The sequence below is a fragment of the Microcoleus sp. PH2017_08_TRC_O_A genome, from assembly GCF_020738665.1.
Lineage (GTDB): Bacteria > Cyanobacteriota > Cyanobacteriia > Cyanobacteriales > Microcoleaceae > Microcoleus.
This window is the reverse complement of sequence record NZ_JAEQCE010000054.1, coordinates 16,553-34,931: the sequence shown is the minus strand read 5'-3', so window position 1 is coordinate 34,931 and position 18,379 is coordinate 16,553. Positions and strand designations below refer to the sequence as shown.

Annotated in this window: 19 protein-coding genes; 9 read left to right on the top strand and 10 right to left on the bottom strand. The window is 45.8% G+C overall.

What is annotated here, in order from left to right; all coding sequences use genetic code 11:
• Window positions 1–602 precede the first annotated feature (602 nt).
• Both aroF and JGK22_RS19595 read left to right on the top strand, forming a co-directional pair.
• Window positions 603–1,475 (top strand): 3-deoxy-7-phosphoheptulonate synthase, encoded by an 873-nt coding sequence (aroF, locus tag JGK22_RS19600; protein WP_293193110.1) that lies wholly within the window; start codon window positions 603–605, stop codon window positions 1,473–1,475.
• 277 nt (window positions 1,476–1,752) lie between these two features.
• Window positions 1,753–1,953 carry a heavy-metal-associated domain-containing protein gene (locus JGK22_RS19595; RefSeq protein ID WP_293146624.1) on the top strand — a complete coding sequence of 67 codons (201 nt, stop codon included), beginning with the start codon at window positions 1,753–1,755 and terminating at the stop codon, window positions 1,951–1,953.
• A gap of 201 nt (window positions 1,954–2,154) precedes the next feature.
• On the opposite strand, the gene JGK22_RS19590 is transcribed toward JGK22_RS19595, so the two are convergent.
• Window positions 2,155–2,565 (bottom strand): metalloregulator ArsR/SmtB family transcription factor, encoded by a 411-nt coding sequence (locus JGK22_RS19590; RefSeq protein WP_293193078.1) that lies wholly within the window; start codon window positions 2,563–2,565, stop codon window positions 2,155–2,157.
• A 142-nt stretch (window positions 2,566–2,707) separates the two neighbouring features.
• Between JGK22_RS19590 and JGK22_RS19585 the strand changes: the two genes are divergently transcribed.
• Together JGK22_RS19585 and JGK22_RS19580 are read left to right on the top strand one after the other, a co-directional pair.
• Window positions 2,708–2,875 carry a metallothionein gene (locus JGK22_RS19585; protein ID WP_293185067.1) on the top strand — a complete coding sequence of 56 codons (168 nt, stop codon included), beginning with the start codon at window positions 2,708–2,710 and terminating at the stop codon, window positions 2,873–2,875.
• 276 nt (window positions 2,876–3,151) lie between these two features.
• Window positions 3,152–3,412 carry a hypothetical protein gene (locus tag JGK22_RS19580; protein WP_293185068.1) on the top strand — a complete coding sequence of 87 codons (261 nt, stop codon included), beginning with the start codon at window positions 3,152–3,154 and terminating at the stop codon, window positions 3,410–3,412.
• Window positions 3,413–3,586: 174 nt separating this feature from the next.
• On the opposite strand, the gene JGK22_RS19575 is transcribed toward JGK22_RS19580, so the two are convergent.
• A complete protein-coding gene (locus JGK22_RS19575; RefSeq protein ID WP_293313443.1) occupies window positions 3,587–4,657 on the bottom strand; it encodes a zinc ABC transporter substrate-binding protein in 1,071 nt (356 codons plus the stop codon).
• 88 nt (window positions 4,658–4,745) lie between these two features.
• Between JGK22_RS19575 and JGK22_RS19570 the strand changes: the two genes are divergently transcribed.
• Both JGK22_RS19570 and JGK22_RS19565 read left to right on the top strand, forming a co-directional pair.
• Window positions 4,746–5,465: a metal ABC transporter ATP-binding protein gene (locus tag JGK22_RS19570; protein ID WP_293193084.1), complete on the top strand. Its 720-nt coding sequence runs from the start codon at window positions 4,746–4,748 to the stop codon at window positions 5,463–5,465.
• 133 nt (window positions 5,466–5,598) lie between these two features.
• Complete coding sequence (locus JGK22_RS19565; RefSeq protein ID WP_293185073.1) at window positions 5,599–6,438, top strand: metal ABC transporter permease; 840 nt, start codon at window positions 5,599–5,601, stop codon at window positions 6,436–6,438.
• A 138-nt stretch (window positions 6,439–6,576) separates the two neighbouring features.
• Here JGK22_RS19565 and JGK22_RS19560 read toward each other — a convergent pair whose 3' ends face one another.
• The 6 genes from JGK22_RS19560 to JGK22_RS19535 form a co-directional block, all read right to left on the bottom strand.
• Window positions 6,577–7,257 carry a CADD family putative folate metabolism protein gene (locus tag JGK22_RS19560; protein WP_293185074.1) on the bottom strand — a complete coding sequence of 227 codons (681 nt, stop codon included), beginning with the start codon at window positions 7,255–7,257 and terminating at the stop codon, window positions 6,577–6,579.
• Window positions 7,258–7,383: 126 nt separating this feature from the next.
• On the bottom strand, window positions 7,384–8,490 hold the full coding sequence (locus JGK22_RS19555; protein ID WP_293185075.1) for a WD40 repeat domain-containing protein: 1,107 nt from the start codon (window positions 8,488–8,490) through the stop codon (window positions 7,384–7,386).
• Window positions 8,478–9,449: a GTP-binding protein gene (locus tag JGK22_RS19550; RefSeq protein WP_293185077.1), complete on the bottom strand. Its 972-nt coding sequence runs from the start codon at window positions 9,447–9,449 to the stop codon at window positions 8,478–8,480. Before JGK22_RS19550 ends, JGK22_RS19555 begins: the two co-directional genes overlap by 13 nt.
• A 216-nt stretch (window positions 9,450–9,665) precedes the next feature.
• Window positions 9,666–10,700 (bottom strand): cobalamin biosynthesis protein CobW, encoded by a 1,035-nt coding sequence (cobW, locus tag JGK22_RS19545; RefSeq protein WP_293281990.1) that lies wholly within the window; start codon window positions 10,698–10,700, stop codon window positions 9,666–9,668.
• Window positions 10,701–11,179: 479 nt separating this feature from the next.
• Window positions 11,180–11,575 (bottom strand): SH3 domain-containing protein, encoded by a 396-nt coding sequence (locus JGK22_RS19540; protein ID WP_293185081.1) that lies wholly within the window; start codon window positions 11,573–11,575, stop codon window positions 11,180–11,182.
• Window positions 11,576–11,624: 49 nt separating this feature from the next.
• A complete protein-coding gene (locus JGK22_RS19535) occupies window positions 11,625–13,418 on the bottom strand; it encodes an N-acetylmuramoyl-L-alanine amidase (protein ID WP_293198295.1) in 1,794 nt (597 codons plus the stop codon).
• A gap of 882 nt (window positions 13,419–14,300) precedes the next feature.
• Between JGK22_RS19535 and cobJ the strand changes: the two genes are divergently transcribed.
• From cobJ to JGK22_RS19520, 3 genes are all read left to right on the top strand, one after another.
• Entirely contained in the window at window positions 14,301–16,115 is a 1,815-nt protein-coding gene (gene cobJ, locus JGK22_RS19530) for a precorrin-3B C(17)-methyltransferase (RefSeq protein ID WP_293220392.1), read from the top strand.
• Window positions 16,116–16,292: 177 nt separating this feature from the next.
• Entirely contained in the window at window positions 16,293–16,544 is a 252-nt protein-coding gene (locus JGK22_RS19525) for a plasmid partition protein ParG (protein WP_293185086.1), read from the top strand.
• The gene (locus tag JGK22_RS19520) at window positions 16,541–16,963 is read left to right on the top strand and encodes a hypothetical protein (RefSeq protein ID WP_293185088.1); all 423 of its coding nucleotides are present in this window, start codon (window positions 16,541–16,543) and stop codon (window positions 16,961–16,963) included. Before JGK22_RS19525 ends, JGK22_RS19520 begins: the two co-directional genes overlap by 4 nt.
• 65 nt (window positions 16,964–17,028) lie before the next feature.
• Here the strand turns inward: JGK22_RS19520 and JGK22_RS19515 are convergent, their stop codons facing one another.
• Window positions 17,029–17,319, bottom strand: coding sequence for a hypothetical protein (locus JGK22_RS19515; RefSeq protein ID WP_293220395.1), 291 nt, complete (start codon window positions 17,317–17,319; stop codon window positions 17,029–17,031).
• Between the two features lie 261 nt (window positions 17,320–17,580).
• Complete coding sequence (locus JGK22_RS19510; RefSeq protein WP_293313441.1) at window positions 17,581–18,342, bottom strand: nucleotidyltransferase domain-containing protein; 762 nt, start codon at window positions 18,340–18,342, stop codon at window positions 17,581–17,583.
• Between the last annotated feature and the right edge of the window lie 37 nt (window positions 18,343–18,379).

The following is an 18,379-nucleotide window of genomic DNA, read 5'->3' as shown; positions in this document are numbered from 1 at the left end:
CGCTCTTTGAGAGATGTATCAAAATACGAGTAATTGAGGGAATACGATCGATCGCCCAATCAGAGATTAGCTCAATTGTGCGATCGAGACGGAGGCTGGGACTAAAAGGTACGTAGTTGCGCTTCAGCGCTCTTTCTCATATATCTCAAAGAGCGCTCAAGCGCAACAACATACCTTTATTAGGGACACGGCAGTGCCGTGTCCCTACCTGTTGCAAAAAGGTCTTGACATTCCTACCACTCTTTGCTAGACTAACGAATAGTATTGTGTTTAATTCACAAATCCCAGCACTTCACATGATGTTCGCAACCAACAGCTATTTTTATTTTTGGCATACCCAAGTTCGCCCGGAGTGAATTTACAGATTGCTGTGAACATCCGGGCGAACCGCAGACTAACACCTGCGGTTTTGTTTTTTTCTAGCTTTTTTCCCAACCACCAATCATCGCAAGCGAAAACAGCAATGACATTATTCAGTAACTGGTATTACGGCTTTTATTTTTGGCCCCGCAGGAGTTCTGGGTAAATTGTCGTGCTGTCTTTTCGCGCCAACCCGGAACTCCTTAAAGGTTCCGGGTTTTTTATTGTCAACCAATCACTCGATTTTCCAGGAGAATTCCATCATGTTAGAAGCCAAACTCGCAACCAAATCTCATCCCGAACACCAAACTATTGTCAAACTATCAGAAACAGTCTCAGTCGGGGGCACAGAATTGTTAATCGTCGGTGGCCCATGTACCGTCGAAAGTTCAGAACAAATGGAGACAGTCGCCAGCAAACTCTCAGTCGCACCGGTGCAGGCTTTGCGCGGGGGAGTCTACAAACCCCGCACTTCTCCCTACGCTTTCCAGGGGATGGGAATTGAGGGACTGGAAATTTTAGCTGATGTCAGCCGCAGTTACGGTTTACCCGTGGTGACAGAGGTAATGTCGATCGCCCAAATCGATCCGGTTGTCGCCTATGCTGATATGCTGCAAGTAGGCAGTCGCAATATGCAAAACTTCGAGTTACTAAAGGCGATCGGTCAAGCCGGAAAACCAGTCTTACTAAAACGCGGTTTGTCAGCCACGATTGAAGAATTTGTGATGGCCGCCGAATACATTCTCAGCCACGGAAATCCCGATGTAGTTCTGTGCGAAAGAGGCATCCGCAGCTTCGACAATTACACCCGCAATGTCTTAGATTTAGGTACAGTCGTAGCGCTAAAACAGTTAACTCATTTGCCAGTAATTGTAGATCCTTCTCACGCCGCCGGCAAGCGAGAATTAGTCGCATCTCTAGCAAAAGCAGCGGTTGCTTGCGGTGCTGACGGGTTAATTGTTGAGTGTCACCCGCAACCCGAAAAATCGGTTTCTGACGCGCGGCAAGCTCTTTCTTTGCCGGATATGATTGATTTAGTTGCAAGTTTGCGGCCTGTGGCGGCGGCCGTCGGGCGGTTCGTACCGGAGGCTAAGTCATTAGTCATTAGTCATTAGTTATTAGTCATTAGTCATTGGTCATTAGTCATTAGTCATTAGTCATTAGTCATTGGACTTAATATTTCTTTCAAGAAAAGTTGGACGGGCTAGAAGCCCATCCCACAAACTTTTTTTTCTTGTGGGATGGGCTTCTAGCCCGTCCCAAAAACAGACTTCTAGCCCATCCCACAAATTTTTTTTCTTGTGGGATGGGCTTCTAGCCTGTCCCAAAAACCGAAATTTGATTAAAATAAAAGCAGAATCAATCCTGTCATCTACAAGATATCGCTTAATTATGGCACTCAAACTTCATGTTCCCTCGATCGTCTGTTCCGGCTGCGGAAACACTATTACCGAAGCCATCAAAACCGTGGAACCGGAAGCTAAGATTGATGTGGATTTAGCGGCCAAGACTGTGACTGTGGAAGCTAAAGCCTCGGAAGAGTCTATTAAACAAGCTGTGGTTGCTTCCGGTCACACTGTTCTAGAAGCCTAATAGTAGGATAACCCCTGGTTGGCAGTCAGGGCTGATGTACAGATAATCGCTTGCATGAATCTTTGGTTGGGGAGGGCGAGTTTACACATATTCTGGATGTGCATCATCAGATATCGGTGAACTCGCCCCTACAGCATCCGCGCATAGACAACTGACAACTGACAACTGACAACTGACAACTGACAACCAACAACTGACTAATTAAGATTCTTCGTCCAAATGTTCGGCGACTGCTTGGTAAAGTTCTAAAACGTGCCGATCGAGTAAACTATAAAAAACTTGTCTGCCAACTTTGCGATAACTTACCAACCGTATCGCCCGCAACGCCCGCAACTGGTGCGATACAGCCGATTCGCTCATGCTCAAAGCCGCCGCCAAGTCGCACACGCACAATTCTTGATTTGCTAACACCGACAGTAATCGCAAGCGGTTCGCATCTCCCAAAAGACTGAAAAACTCTGCCATCCGCTGGGCTTTTGCTGTGTTCAGCACTTGTGTTTGGATGTCTCCAACCCGTGAACTTTCAACTACGTGCGATCGCCCGCAGGTTGGTGTATCGTTTTCTTGGTCAGGCTGACTTATCGCTCCGTTAACAGCAGACTTCGGTGACATCTTTTCCCGGCTGATTTTAATTCTCATTTTCATATTAGCGCGATCGACCCACCTTTTGTTACAAAACTTTTACATCTCCTTGACATATATCTGAATATATGTTCAGATATTAATAGAGCGAAACACACCAGGAGAATTTAAAATGACCACTGTCACCCAAATGAAATGCGCGTGCCCTTCTTGTTTGTGCGTTGTCAGCCTCACTGAAGCGATCGAAAAAAGTGGCAAATCCTACTGTTCGACTGCTTGCGCTGACGGGCATCCCAACGGTAGCGGCTGCGGCCACATCGGCTGCGAGTGCAGCAAATAAATATTCCGATTCCGAAAAGGTTAAGGAACCTCTGTAAAAATATATCTAAGGGGAGATGCGAACAGCGCATTTCCCAATTTTTGTGTTTTTAGGTTAAATTGAGGTTAAAATACGGGTAATCAAAGGTTAAAATTGGTTTAATCGACTAAGTACACAGGGAAAAATCACAATTGTTACCTGGGGAATGCAATCAAAGTAAGTTAGCGTCGCAATACTAAGTGCAAAGACTACTATTAATAGCAGAGACAGAACCAAAAGTTGAATTAGGAGGGGGCAATGAAAGAGCGGGAAGATTTTTTACATCCTCGCAGTCGCTACTACGGTGATTTCACGCCTGAAAACTTGGCGTTTAATGCCAACTTGCAGGAATTTGCTCAGAAAATAACTTATATTTGCTCTCTGGAAACAGGGGGTAAAATTAGCGCCGAGAAAGCCTATAAAGATATTAAGGCGCTTTGGAAAGACTTAAAATCGTCTAAGAAGCAATTGGGAATTGGACAAAAACCCCCCAGTACCGATGACGGCAATTTGCCTTAAATTCATCGCAGATAAGACGGCGGTTGAAACCACACCCATAAAAACCAAGTCCGCACTTCGAGTTCGCGAGCGCGACCGCCTCCGCGGTGTAAAGAAAATAATATAATTTTAACTGTCTTCAAACCGCGGAGGCGGTTTTTGTTTGTCTAGACGCGGTTTCAACCGCCGACTTTTCTATGGTTTAGAAGTTGGTGCTACTTCTCCTGCAAACCGAGTACAATTGCCGCCGAGGCCGGAGGTAATTGCACAAGTATTGGTTTTTAGCATTCCTTCATAGGTATCAGCACCGGTGCCGGAACCGCCTAACTCGTCGCTGTAAAGTTCTTTGTCGGAAATTTTGACATTTGCTTCCCTCGCTACAGTCTGCATTAATTTCGGATTAGTCGTGGTTTCTACAAAAATTGTCGGAACTCCTGCTGTCTTAATTTCTGATGATAATTCGGCAATTCTGGCTGCTGTTGGCTGTTCCTCTGTTGTCACTCCCTGCAAAACTCCCGCAATCTCTAATCCGTAAGCATTGGCATAGTAACTCAGGGCATCGTGAGTTGTAACTAATTTGCGTTTTTGGGCTGGAATTGTCGCTATTTGTGCTTTAATCCAAGTATCTATTTTGGCTAAATTATCTGTTAATTTTGTGGCATTTGTGGTATATAGTTGAGCATTGGTTGGGGAAACTTTGATCAATTCATCGCGAATTGTTTCTACCATGCGGATACCATTTTTAGGATTGTGCCAAACGTGAGGATCGGGGACTTTTTCTTCGGTGGCGTGGGACTTTTCTTGTTCTTTCTCTTTCCCGTGTTCGTGTTCGCCCATCAACGGTTTGGGAACGGCGAGTTCGTGTACGGCGATTTTGGGTGCGGAATTACTGCTGGATTTAATTAATTTAATGATGCTGGGTTCGTGGTTGTAGCCGCCGTATAAAATTAGATTTGCTGTTTCAATGACTTTGCGGTCTTCTGGCTTGGTTTGGTAGGCGTGGGGGTCTTCTCCGGGTTCGATTAGACAGGTGGTGTCGATCGACTTTTCAGCAATTTTTCTAGTTATGTCGCAGATGACACCAGTCGTAGCTACCACTTTTGGCAAATTGGTGGCGGGAGTTGCTTGAGTTTGAGTGGTGGCGGGACTCTGGGGTGTGGGATTCTTTGCTTGGGGGCTAGAAGTGCACCCAACCAGTCCGCAGGCGATCGCCAAAACCGCCACACCGCACAATCTGCTGCTTTTTTCCGTCAAGTTTTTTAACATTTCACCTTTGGAACGATAATCGTTATTACTTTTAGAGTTATCCTATTGTAGTAGCTAGAAATAAGAATCGTTCTCAAAATCTGGAATTATGTTAGAAGTGCAAGACTTGGCTGTGAATTATCGAGGAATTTCGGCCCTCAACGGCGTGAATTTTCAGTTAGATCCGGGACAGTTAACTGGTGTCTTCGGGCCCAACGGCGCGGGGAAAAGCACGATGGTGAAGGCGATGCTGGGATTGATTCCGGCTTGTCGGGGGATAGTAAAATATCAGGGGCGGTTGTTGAAGGAACAGTTATCGCGGGTGGCTTACGTGCCGCAACGATCGCAAATTGACTGGGATTATCCAATTACGGTGCACAATGCGGTGATGATGGCGCGGACTGTCCAGACTGGTTGGTTTCGCACTCCCTCGAAGCAGTCGCAAGAATTAGTCAAAGCTGCTTTGCTGCGGGTGGGAATGTGGGATTTGCGCGATCGACAAATTGGCGAACTCTCCGGGGGACAGCAGCAGCGCATATTTTTAGCAAGATCGATCGCCCAACAAGCCGACTTATTCTTCTTCGACGAGCCCTTTAGTGCGATCGACAAAGCCACAGAAGAGATTATCTTCGATATTTTTGCCGAACTCAAAGCTGAAAACAAAACATTGCTAGTAATCAGCCACGATTTAGGCGAAACTTTAAAACAATACGATAATTTATTATTGCTCAACAAGCAGTTAATTGCCACAGGTTCCTGCCGGGAAGTCCTCACCGCCGCCAATATTCAAAAAGCCTATGGATACGATTTAAGCTTAGTTTCAGCGTGACTGGAAAAAAAATTATTTTTAACCGCAGATGAACGCAAATAAACGCAGATGATTATCTTATATCTGCGTTTATCTGTGTTCATCTGCCTCTATCTGCGGTTAAAACAATAAGATTATTGAGGTAAGTAATTAAATGTTAAACATACTAATTGAGCCGCTCAAATTCGAGTTCATGCGAAATGCGATCGCCGTCGGCATTTTGCTAGGAATTGTCTGTGCAGTAGTCGGCTCATACTTAATTGTACAACAAATGGGAATGATGGTAGACATGATTGCCCATTCAGTATTAGCAGGACTGCCAGTGGCATTTTCTTTAGGTTTCAATATTTCCATCGGCGCATTTATATCAGGAATCATCAGCGCCGTAATTATGGCATGGATTCAATCGCAATCCCGGATTAAAATAGATGCTGTTATGGCATTAATTTTATCTACATTTTTAGCAATTAGCGTCACCTTAATTAGCGTCTTGCGGACAACAAAACTAGACTTAGACGGGTTTTTGTTCGGGAATATATTGTCAGTTGCACCGTCTGACGTACAGCAGACTTTTATGATAACTGTAATTATTTTGGTCGCAGTTAAAATCTTTTACAAAGAACTGCTATTCTATACCTTCGACCCGCTAGGAGCACAGGCGTCTGGTTTGCCTGTAAACTGGATTTACTTGGGGATGATTTCGGCGATTACACTGACGGTGGTGGCTAGTTTGCAAACTGTGGGCGCACTGTTAGTAATTTCGCTATTAATCGGGCCAGGAATTACGGCGTATTTGTTGGTAAAAGAGTTACATTTAATGATGGGATTGGGCGCAATTATTGGAATTACAGCTAGTGTGACTGGAATGTATCTTAGCTATTATTTTAATATGCCATCTGGTGCGGCAATTGTATTAGTTGTTTTTGGATTATTTTTAATGGCTTTGCTGTTCAGTCCCAGTCAAGGAATTTTGACAAGAAAGAGAGGAAAATGAGCGAGGGCGGGCGGGTTTTGTTCTGAGATTGTTTGCGAGTGTCACAATCACTAGCTAAACCCGCCCTACAAATATGCCTTTTTTACCAGAAAGAAGCTGTCAACTGTCAACTGTCAACTGTCAACTGTCAACTGAAGCTTACTTAGCTTGACAATAGGTTTCATAAACGCCATCAAGCAGTAAGTTAAGAGCAAAAGTTGCTTTCTGGGCGGCTAACAACGCTTCTTGTTGTGCTTCTTCAGTTTCACAAACTTGTAACAGCGCTTCGCGGGTGGCTTCCGAGTGGAACTCGTCGGCTTTTTCGTGAACTTGAAAGAAAGACAAAGCAGCTTGTGAATCGATGCCGTAAAATTCCTTTAAACCAGCGATTTTGGTTGTGGAAACTTCGGGGATTTGTGCTTCGTAAGCGTAGAGGGCGGCTAAACCTTTGGCGGGAGATTCGCTGCGCGCTAAGTCTTTGAGAATGCGGACGGATTCGGTGGTTTTTTCTAAATGTTCGCGTTCGAGAACTGCATTTCTATCTAAACCCAAACCTTCGGCAAAGCGCAGCCACAATTCGGGGTGATTTGCGGCGCCTCTTTCTTCTTCTATGAGGTTTTCGAGGAGCATTTGACGAATTTTGATGTCGTCACAGGCGGCGTGGGTAGCGCTGACGTAGGTGGGGAAGTTGTGAACTTGCAGGTAGTATTCTTGTGCGTACTCTTGCAGCATTGCGATGTCGAGTTTGCCTTCGTTCCACATTTGGTAGAAGGGGTGTTTCAGCAGGTGGTTTTGGTCGAGAATGCTGTTGAGTTGTTCGAGAAATTGCTGTTGAGTCATAATTGTCGATCGCCCTTAAGGATTGTGCAGCCACTAAAATGTTATTGTAATTTGGGATTTTGTCAATACCAAGTTTTCAATTGTTTATGTTTTTGCAACAATGGCGCGATCGCCCGTTATGCCAACTTAGCGCCGCCCGAACCCGTGGCCGCGCATAGACTTTGACCAAACCACCAATTCGCCGCCATTCCCGCCAGCCGCCAGAAATTGACCGTCAGGATGCCATGCGAGACACGAAAAACCGCCCTGTGCACCTTCTAGAACTTGCAGCAATTGTGCTGCTTCATACCACAAACAAACTTGACCGTCTGCGGATGCAGAAGCTAATAAAAATGTGTTAGGTTGAAAGGCGATCGCACTTACGACATTTTCATGCACCTCTAGGGCCCAACCTTCCCAACCGACACTTTCATCAGCATCTCTGTCCCAAACAGAAACACCTTGAGAACTCGAAGCAGCCAACAAAGGTGCACCCAAAGAATTAGTTTGATCCGACCAAGCCAACTCCCGAACCTTCCCCGGAAAACCCTGCATTACCCACGGTTCCAAATTACCCCATTCACTAACAATTAGAGTATTGTCCATATTGCCACAAGCTAAATATTGCCCTTGCGGCGACCAAGCAATTGCACCTGTTGCAGACGGTACTGATAAAAATTCTGGGTCTTCGTCCCAGTCATCGCCACTCCAAACTTTAACACCTTGATAGCCGCTAACTGCCAGGTATTGAACAATCGGATGCCATGCTAAATCTAGAATAGATGACGAGTCGAAATTCAGCGTTACTTCCACAACATTATCATCAGCATTCCAGATTTGAACGCAGCGGCCCATACTAAAAGCTAAATGATTGCAGTGGGGACTCCAAGCTAACTTATCAACCCAGACGCGCTTGTTATCCAAATCAGCAATTAATTCCCCAGAATTAACGCGCCAAATTCGCACCCGTCCATCCTGTCCGCCCGCGGCTAGGAATTGACTGTCTGCCGAAAAAGACAAACAATCTGCCGATTTTCCTGTGGCACTTTGCAGCGGTTGTAAGGACAATTTGTTAACTGCCCCTACTGTCGCCAACATTACTTCGCCCGCAGCAGAACAAACTGCTAAAGTTTTACCATCCGGCGACCAAGTAACAGCAGTTACGTAATCAGATAGCATTTCTTGAGCGTGAAATTGCAGAATTAGCTCACCGTGGCTGCTCTTTTTTTTACCCGTTTCTTTTACACTAGACACCGACGGAAATCCTCTCGCAATTGAGTTTCATTTAAGTTCCTGCCAATGAATACGAGTTCATTTTTCGGAGTTTCGCTATCTTTCCAAGCTCGATCCGGTCTGCCATCGAACAGCATATGTACTCCTTGAAAAACAAAGCGCTTTTCTTGTCCAGATACATTTAAAATGCCTTTTGTCCGAAAGATATCTGTGCCTTGAGTTCGCAATAATTCGCCAATCCAATCACTAAATTTGTCGCCATCAACAGCACCAGATTCTACTATTGCCATTGATTTTACTGTTGCATCATGTTCGTGAACGTGTACGCCCAAAAAGTCGGGTTCGATTTCTAATGCCCGGTTCAAATCAAATGCTTGGACGCCCAACAACGCATCAATTTCTAGTTCTGCGTTATGAGTGCGGTGGATTTTTGCTATTGCATTCATGGCGCGAATTCTTTTTTCTAATTCTGCCAATTCTTCCGCACTTACTAAATCGGTCTTGTTGAGCAAAACCACGTCAGCAAAGGCAATTTGTTCTTGAACTTCTTCGGCATCCCAATGTTGCCATACGTGCTTGGCATCAACGACAGTGACTACTGCATCTAGCAGCAGTTGATCCCGCATATCTTCGTCTACAAAGAATGTCTGAATTACGGGTGCGGGGTCGGCTAAACCTGTGGTTTCGATGACTATGTGGTCGAATTTGTCGCGCCGCTTCATCAAGTTGCCGATAATCCGAATTAAATCACCTCGGACTGTACAGCAAATGCAGCCGTTGTTCATCTCAAAAATTTCTTCGTCGGCATCAATGATGAGTTGGTTGTCGATGCCTACTTCGCCGAATTCGTTGACGATGACTGCAACTTTTTTGCCGTGCTCTTGTGTTAAAATGTGGTTGAGTAGCGTAGTTTTACCTGCACCCAGATAGCCTGTGAGAACGGTCACGGGAACTGATTCGATCGCTCCAGCAGTAACCATATTTTACCTCTAGTTTTGTAGAATGATAACCATTGTCGCTAGTTTAGCCTACACTTGTTGGCAGCAGCAACAATATTAAATAATGTTAATAAATTGTTCGCCAGAGCCTGTCGGATTGTGCAGGTGGTAGTGAGGAATGCAAGTCCGCATCCATAGAAGAAGGACTTGCATTCCTCACTACGAACCTTTGTAGGTATGACCGATGACTCCAGACAATTAATTACCAATCATAGCTGCAATTCGATCGCGCTCCAACTCTTTGCCAATCAGCACCAGCTTGGTTTGACGGAGTTCGGAAGGTTGCCAAGGGCGATCGTAAAAACATTCTATGCGATCGCCAACACCTTGCAACACCATCCGCATCGGTTTCTTGGGAACCGCCACAAACCCCTTAATCCGATAAATTTCTTCCTGCTGCATCAAGGCTTGCAGCTTTTTCACCAAAGCTTCTGGTTCAAATTCGCGATCGGCAATAAAGAAAGTCGAGTTAATATCATCATCGTGCTCGTGTTCCTCTTCCGTGTCGTGGTGACTCGGGCGAGACTCCAAATCATCCTCAACTGCTGCATTAAATCCCAACAGCACATCCGGGTTAATTTCGCCAGCCTTGCAAGGCACAATTTTCACACTCGGGCGTAACTCTTGCTGCAACCAGGTTTGGACTTTCTGGTGAGTTTCTGAATTTACGCGATCGACCTTCGTCAACAGTACCATATCGGCACAGGCCAACTGATCTTCAAACAATTCCTCGATCGGCGTTTCGTGATCCAAACTCGAATCAGCCTCTCGCTGCGCCATCAAAGCATCAATATCGCCAACAAAAGTACCGTTAGCAACAGCCTCGCAATCAACAACAGCAACCACACCGTCAACTGTAGCGCCCGTGCGAATTTCCGGCCAGCGAAAAGCTTGAATCAAAGGCTTAGGAAGTGCGAGGCCCGAAGTCTCGATTAAGATACAATCAATTTGGTCTTTGCGCTTCAACAATTCCTGCATAGTCGGCAAGAATTCCTCTTGCACAGTGCAGCAAAGACAACCATTAGTTAATTCGACAATATTGCTGGTGACAGTTTCTTCTTCATCGCAAACTTGGCAATCGCGCAGCAATTCTCCATCTATTCCGATTTCGCCAAATTCGTTAACTAAAACAGCAATGCGGCGGCCTTGATTGTTTTGCAATAAATGGCGAATTAGGGTGGTTTTGCCGCTACCGAGAAAACCAGTGATCACTGTAACAGGAATCTTGTGCATTATTAATTACCAATTGAGTTTTTAGAGTATGACACTTTATAGAAAGACAAGAGTGAAAATAAGTTGGAGTTAGGATTCAATCAACTCTTAGCAAACCTCTTTATTGTATCATAAAAATATTTGTACGAGGCTTATTAAATAAGGGTACGTAGTTGCGCTTCAGCGCTCTTTGACCTAGAGCGCTGAAGCGCAACTACATACCTCAGAAGTATTGTGAAACTTTTATCGAAGACTGAATCTATTTGCGCCATGTATCAAATTGGTCTTCAGATTGATAAGGGTACGTAGTTGCGCTTCAGCGCTCTTTGACCTAGAGCGCAAAGAGCGCAACTACATACCTTAGGAATAGAAATTAAATAACTTAAGCAAATTTGTGGGATGGGCGTCCCGCCCGTGCAGAAAGGACGGGCGGGACGCCCATCCCACAACAATCATCGAGCGTGTAAGTTATTTAATTTTCATTCCTTAGAGTACCGAATCTATTTCCGCCATCTATCAAATTGGTCTTCGGAACAACCATTGATAAATTTATTGTTCACCCAACCGTCAAGGATTGTAAAAGTTTCATTAGGAGCATTCCCAGAAGTTCGGGCCGCAATTTTCACCCAACTACCTTGTCTGCTAACAGCCCGAACTCCGTCTCCTCTTTTGAGTTTAGCTACAACTGGGTACTTATTGCCGGGGCCTTTGCGAATGTTAACCGGGCCGCCTTCACCTGTAATAAACGAGCATTGAGTTTGCTTTTTTAAAGCTTCTACTTTTTCCGGCGAAAGACTTTGCTCTTTCCCGAAAACTGGAAAGCTGTAAAGTGAAAAACTAAAACTTGCAAAGGCGGCTGCAATGAAAAAGGCTTTTGATTGACTCAAACTCAACATTTATTTAATCTCCTTGGGTTGGAAGGACTGAAGTCCTTACTGCGAAATGTTATTTTACCGAAGCAAACCATTCGGTAATGCCTTGGGCAATGGCAGAAGCTAACTTCTGCTGTTCTGTCGGATTCACAATCCATTCAAACTCTTCGGGATTGATCATAAATCCCAATTCCATTAAAACAGATGGAGCAACGGCAGGACGAGTCATCGCTAGATTGTTCCAGAATATACCATAGCTCGGACGGTTCAGTTTTGCAACTAAATAATTGTGCAAAAACATTCCCAAACTGTGCGCTTGCGGGTGAAACCAGAAAGCCCCGACACCTTTGGTATTTATCGCGTCGCCGTTATCTGGCAAAGCATTGTAGTGTATCGAAATTGCGATCGCAGGTTCTTCTTTTTGAATCATTTCCACCCTCGGCGGCAAATCCAAATCGACATCTTCCACCCGCGTCATTACCACATTTGCGCCCCGATTTACCAATTCCTCCCGCACCAATTTCGACACAATTAAAGCTACTGTTTTCTCGCGGTAGCCTGTAGGGCCAACCCCCCCGGAATCCTGCGGGCCGCCGTGTCCCGGATCGATCAGAATCTTAATTCCTGACAGCGGTTTTTCTGATGAAATCGGCACCCCGCTTGTATTGGCTGGCGGGTGTTTTAAAGACAGCACTAAAGTTGTGCCTTCGTATCTCAATTTATATCCCCACTGCTGGGCAGATTTGAGATTGAAAGTATATTGTACTTGTTGTGGCGAGATTTGTTGCCATGCCAAACGCGAAATTACCGGGTCATCGTCGAGGCGAATAATGTCAGTTTGAGCGGTGGTATTGTACAGAGTTAAAGTGAACGTGCGTTCACCTTCTTGTACCGTGACTGGGACTGGTATTTCTAAAGGGAATAAGACCTCTGTCCAGCCGGAAACTTGACGGGATCTGGCGCTGCGAATAATCGATCGCGCAGGCACCGCATCCTTGACAATTCGCACCTCAGATGCTTTAATCCAAGCGCCGTAATCGAGCCGAATCCATTCTCCCTCGCGCCCGATAACTGTGGCGCGAGTTCCCTTCGGCAGCGGTGTCATCCGAGAAAAATCCGTACTCGCCCCGGTTCTAGCAACACCCGGATCTGCTGTGACTTCTGCTACTTCCAACTCGGCTGGAGAGAGGATAGAAATCTTGCCAGTACCTGGTTGAGTGATGATTTTATCGTTCATTGTTAGATAAAATATTGGCACTCCCAAATCTATTTTTTCTGCCTTAGATTCACCGGAATTTTCCGGGGTTTTAGCGCAGCCTTGATACTGTTCGCTACTGCCTTTTTTAATGGGGGAGTTTTCGCCTAACAAGACAGATTTGTTGTCGGGGAGTTCGACTTGCGATCGCGCTTTGAGAGGAATATCAACGCCAGCCAATTTTACCGCAACTCGCGCATTCGCCGGAGCGATCGCGCCGAAGCAGATATATTCCCCCGGTAAACTGGCTACATCGACTTTCGGCGTCAGGGAATCTTTTGCAAAAGCCAAGCCTGCGGGGACTTGTGGCTGATTAGACTCGCGCGTCACCTTAAGAAGAACTTGCTGATTTTGGTAACGCAAGCTAAAGACATTTTCGCCGATTTGCAGGGGAAAAGTCGGGGCGAAATGGCCGGCGGCGGTGCGCGCAATTTGCTGGCCATTTACCGATACTTGTCCGGTTGGCGGGGCTGTACCGATCAGAAAAATGCGATCGGCGATCGTTTTGTGGTTGGCGGGAGGATAAGCGACGGACAAAGGTTGAGCGGCCACAGCTACAGAAGAGAGGGCAAGTATCATCCCAAACACAACTAATGCTAAAAATTTTCTCATTCTAAAACGCAACTAATTGAGACTCGGTTGGTTATTTATACTCGAACTTCGGCTAAGAAACCCGGTTGATGAGGGTTAGGTGTAATATCATATCCAGTCAATGACTATCACAAAAAAGGTTTGTAGTGCGGACTTTAGTCCGCAGCCAGAAAGCGGACTTTAGTCCGCACTACGAACCGAACCTTACTTATTTTGGTTAATTGACCGGACATGATATAAGTCCTATTTACTATACAGGCCCCAGTTTATCAGGTTTGTAGGTGCAATTGGGCGATCGCACCTGAGAAACATCAATCAAGAAACTACACAACCACCCCTTCAATCTTCTCATCAGTTCATTCCTATAGCCTTTCTCAAAAAGATGAGGTATGACTGACAGCTTATATAACCGCTTAAACGTATAGAGTCCTCTTACCAACAACGTTCGCTAATCTTTCGCTAGATCCGCTATACAACTCCCATAACTGTCGCAACTTACGATCGCAAATTAAATAATTTACAGAACAATAAACTGGATATTAAAGGCAAAGTTGGTAAAATCAACTAATCTCAGAAATTCACAGGCAAGATGCCTTTAAACAGTTGACAGTTGACAGTTGACAGTTGACAGCGAAGTGATAAAAGCGGAGATTTAAACTCCGTTCTTATCACAATCTGCCTTCATGCTGGGGCTTCAAACCCTTGCTATTCGGTGCCACTGATAGAGAAGAAAAAAAAATAAACTTCTTCTATATCTTTCTTCTTTTCTTACTCATCCTTCGCGCCCTAGCGCTTACGCGCGGCTTCGCCTAACGCGCCTTCGCGGTTCGTCAAATATGTTTTATTTCAGTAACAACAGATTAAAATAATCAAACCAATCCAAACACAGCCATATATAAAACCGTGAATCGACTTCCGCCCGCAATAATTATCCTAGGTCAAAACAGCCTAGCGATCGCCAAAACAATCTCCAAAGTCTTCCCAGGTTCCCAGATTTACGGTTTAGTCGATCGCACATCCGACACAGATATCAACTTTAGCAACTTCGGCGAAACCTTGCGAGAACTATTCGCCACAGAAACCCCAATCATCGCCATCTGCGCCGCCGGAATCATCATCCGCACCCTCGCCCCGCTGCTGTCAGACAAACGCGCCGAACCCCCAGTCTTAGCCGTCGCCGAAGACGGAAGCGCCGTTGTACCGCTGCTAGGAGGTTTGCACGGAGTCAACGACTTGGCCAGAGAAATTGCCGCAGCCCTCGGCGTACAACCCGCCATCACGACGACGGGAGATATCCGGTTTCGCACGGCGCTGCTGAGTCCTCCCCAAGGCTATTATTTGGCGAATCCAGAGGACGCGAAGACTTTTATTTCAAATTTGCTCGCTGGGGCGAAAGTACAGCTAGAAGGGGCTGCTAACTGGCTTTCCGAGAGCAATTTGCCGTTAGCGCAGCCCGCCCCTACGGGGGCTACGCCAACGGAGAGGATCGCCCCCGAAGCCAAATTAACCATCCGCGTCACCGAAAAAGCCATTGTACCGACGCCCGACTGTTTAGTTTACCACCCGCAAATTGCAGCATTTGCACTTACAAATCTATCCTATGTTGAGCCGGAAATAGCAATTTCCTACGTGCAGCAAATCTTAGAAAACGCAGATTTAGCAGCAGCCTCGGTTGCCGGATTTTTTGCCTTAAAACATGATATGGGAAATCCGACTTTAGAAGCAATTAGCCAATTTTTTAAAGTGCCAGTCCGTTTTTTGAATCTTCCCGAACTTGTGGAATTCGACACAGTTAAATTAATACAATATAATTCCAGTTTTGATGTCACCGCCGCCCAAATTAGCCTGACAGCAGCGGGTGCAAACAGTCAGTTAATCGCATACGATCGCACAAACGCCTTTAGTTGCGCGATCGCACTTGCTACCGAACCGATCGATCCAAGTGCGATCGGCGTTAGTCGCGGCAAACTGGCGATCGTCGGTACGGGCCCCGGAGGCGCACCTTGGATGTCCCCGGAAGTTAAGGAAATTCTGCGGGAAGCCACGGATTGGGTGGGTTACAAGTTCTATCTCGACTTAGCCGGAACTCTGCGGGAAGGACAAAACAGGCACGATTCCGACAACCGGGAAGAGATCGATCGCGCGCGTTTTGCCTTAGATTTAGCAGCATCCGGCAAATCCGTCGCCGTGGTTTCGTCGGGAGATCCGGGGATTTTTGCGATGGCTGCGGCGGTGTTTGAGGCGATCGACTTTGACGCTAAACCCGAATGGGAAGGCATCGACATTCGGGTAGCACCGGGGATTTCTGCCATGCAGGCGGCCGCTGCTGCGATCGGAGCACCTCTCGGCCACGATTTTTGTGCGATTTCGCTTTCGGATATTCTCAAGCCTTGGGAGGTCATAGAACAGCGGATTTCGGCGGCTGCAAAGGCAGATTTAGTTATGGCATTCTACAATCCAATCTCGAAACAGCGGATTTGGCAACTGAAAAGGGCGATCGAGATTTTGTTAGAAACTCGCGATGCTAAAACCCCAGTTGTCTTGGGGCGAAACCTCGGGCGATCGGGCCAATCCGTGCGCGTTTGTACTCTTGGCGAATTCCAGCCGGAAGACGCGGATATGAGAACTTTAGTAATTGTCGGTTCGAGTCAAACTCGGATTATTCCTCGGAAGTTTGGAGATATTTGGGTTTACACACCGCGCAGGTACGAGAAATAAGAAAAAACTCGGCGGTTGAAACCGCTGCTATACAAACGATGTCCGCCTCCGCGGACTAAAGAATCTGGCATATTGACGCTATAGCGCTATTAACACTAAGTCACTAAATAGCTAAAATTGCTATAGAACAAAGCTGGCATTAGTGTCACTCTAGAAACAGTGACACCAGTACAGGTTATGAACGATACCGATAAAGATAAGCCAGTCAAGCTCTGCTTTTACTGCGATGACGATTTGCGATCGCGCTTTCGATGGGTTTGTGCTTACCAAAATGCTTCTATGAACCAGGTTTTATTGGAACTCGTAGAAAACTGGCTTGCAGAAAACACCCCAGAAATCAGCAATAAGAGCCCATCTAAAAACGAAACCTCGCCAAAGTCAAAGCCCAAGCGGAGTAAAGCAGCAAAAACTGAGGAAATAAGCAAATGACCGATCGCCTAGACCGAATTGAGGCTATTCTTGAACAAACCGCGCGATCGCAACAACAGTTTGCCGATCGCATTAACCAGTTTGGCGCATCGCAACAGCAGTTAGCGGAGTCGCAACAGCAGTTAGCGGAATCGCAACAGCAGTTAACCGATCGCATTAATCAGATAGCCGTACAACAGCAGGAATCCCAGCAGCAAATCAGCCTGTTAACAGGAAAAATTAACTTGTTAACAGAAAGAACCGACGCCCTAACTTCTGCTGTTACCAAAATATCAGAAATTTTTGCCATCGACGTTGCTGAATTCAAAGCTAACTTTATGGCTGTGGAACGCCGGATAGAACAAATTGAAGAAAGAATTGAGCAAATCTGGCAGTATCTATTAGATCAGTTGCGTAGTCGCGGCAACGGAGGCAGTTAGATATCGCTTTTCTCAGGTAGATGAGCAGTTGAAAGCGATCGCCTCTATTGTAATTAGCAAGCGATTCATACTATTACTTCTCTAGCTTTTTTCACCTTATCTCTAAGTTGAGCTAATACATCATCTGCATTGAGCAACTCACCGCGTTGCGCCTGTTCTCGTGCTATATCGATTTTCTTCCGAGTTTCTTCAACCCAAGCTAAATAGTTTGGGTTGTTGCTGCTATCGGATAAAGTAAGGTCGTCAATTAATAACAGCAAGGCTGTGTTAATTGCTTCTTCAAGAGAGGAATATTGACCGTGCTTTACTAAAGCTTCAAGGACTTGGGTTTGATCTGGACTCAAGGTGATTTGCATTGTGACCTCTGATGGTGCAAGGGTTGGACAATACTTTTACTGTATCTCATTTTATGAATTTGCGATCGGGCTGACGCCATGCTTCGCGCCGATTCGATTGCACTCAATTACAGTCTCTCGCCACCGAATCATTAAACCTTCCCCAACCATGAGTGGAATGGGCGTCCCGCCCGTCCCCCACCAACTAATTAAACCTTCCCCAACCATGAGTGGGATACGCGTCCCGCCCGTCTTAATTCTGACAATGAGATATGAAACAGCTTAATTCAAAGATGCCATTCTCACCTTTACCAGAAAATCATGGAGAGCAACCTTTGCATTAGGATTTGACGGTAAATGACTGTTAAAACTTGCATCTTCTAATACATTGATTAGCCGATCGCGCTCCTGGTGATAAAATGCAATATCTGTATCCTCCAGAACCGACTTTTCCGCCCCAGCCAGCTTGCGAGCAATCAAATCGGGAATATACGGTAACTGGAACTTGTCATTAAGTTTAACCAAATTCGCCTCAACTTGCCCCGTTTGCATCAAATGAATCCCCGCCAGCAACACCCGGTAAACGTACAGCAACGGCTTCACCCGACGCGGGCTTTCTTTCTCAAACAATCGCCATTGAGTTTGAGCAAAACCGAGATAGTGGTGGCTGTGGTGCTTGGTAATGCAGTTCGAGGCGAGCTCCTTTAACTCCTGATGTTCCTCGCTACTGTAAACTATAAGTGGCGAATACAGTTGCTCCAACACGTAGCCGTTGCGCTTCAACAGCAACTCCAGAAACTTCTTAATATCGTGAGTGACTAAATCGAGTTCCATCTTCTCCCGAACTTCAGAAACTTCGATTGTTTCGTCTCCAGAAATCAGTCCGATTACTTTTGGTAGCGGTAAGATATGAACTCCCCGCAAGTCGAAGTCGGAATCTGCGGAAGGAAAACCGTATAAGTGCGATCCGCTGACAGTCGCAAACAGCAGCGGGTAAGGTCGATCGGAGATAATCTTGACTAATTCGGAGATGTATTCTACCATAATTTTTCAAAATTCACACATAAAAATCATCAATTCT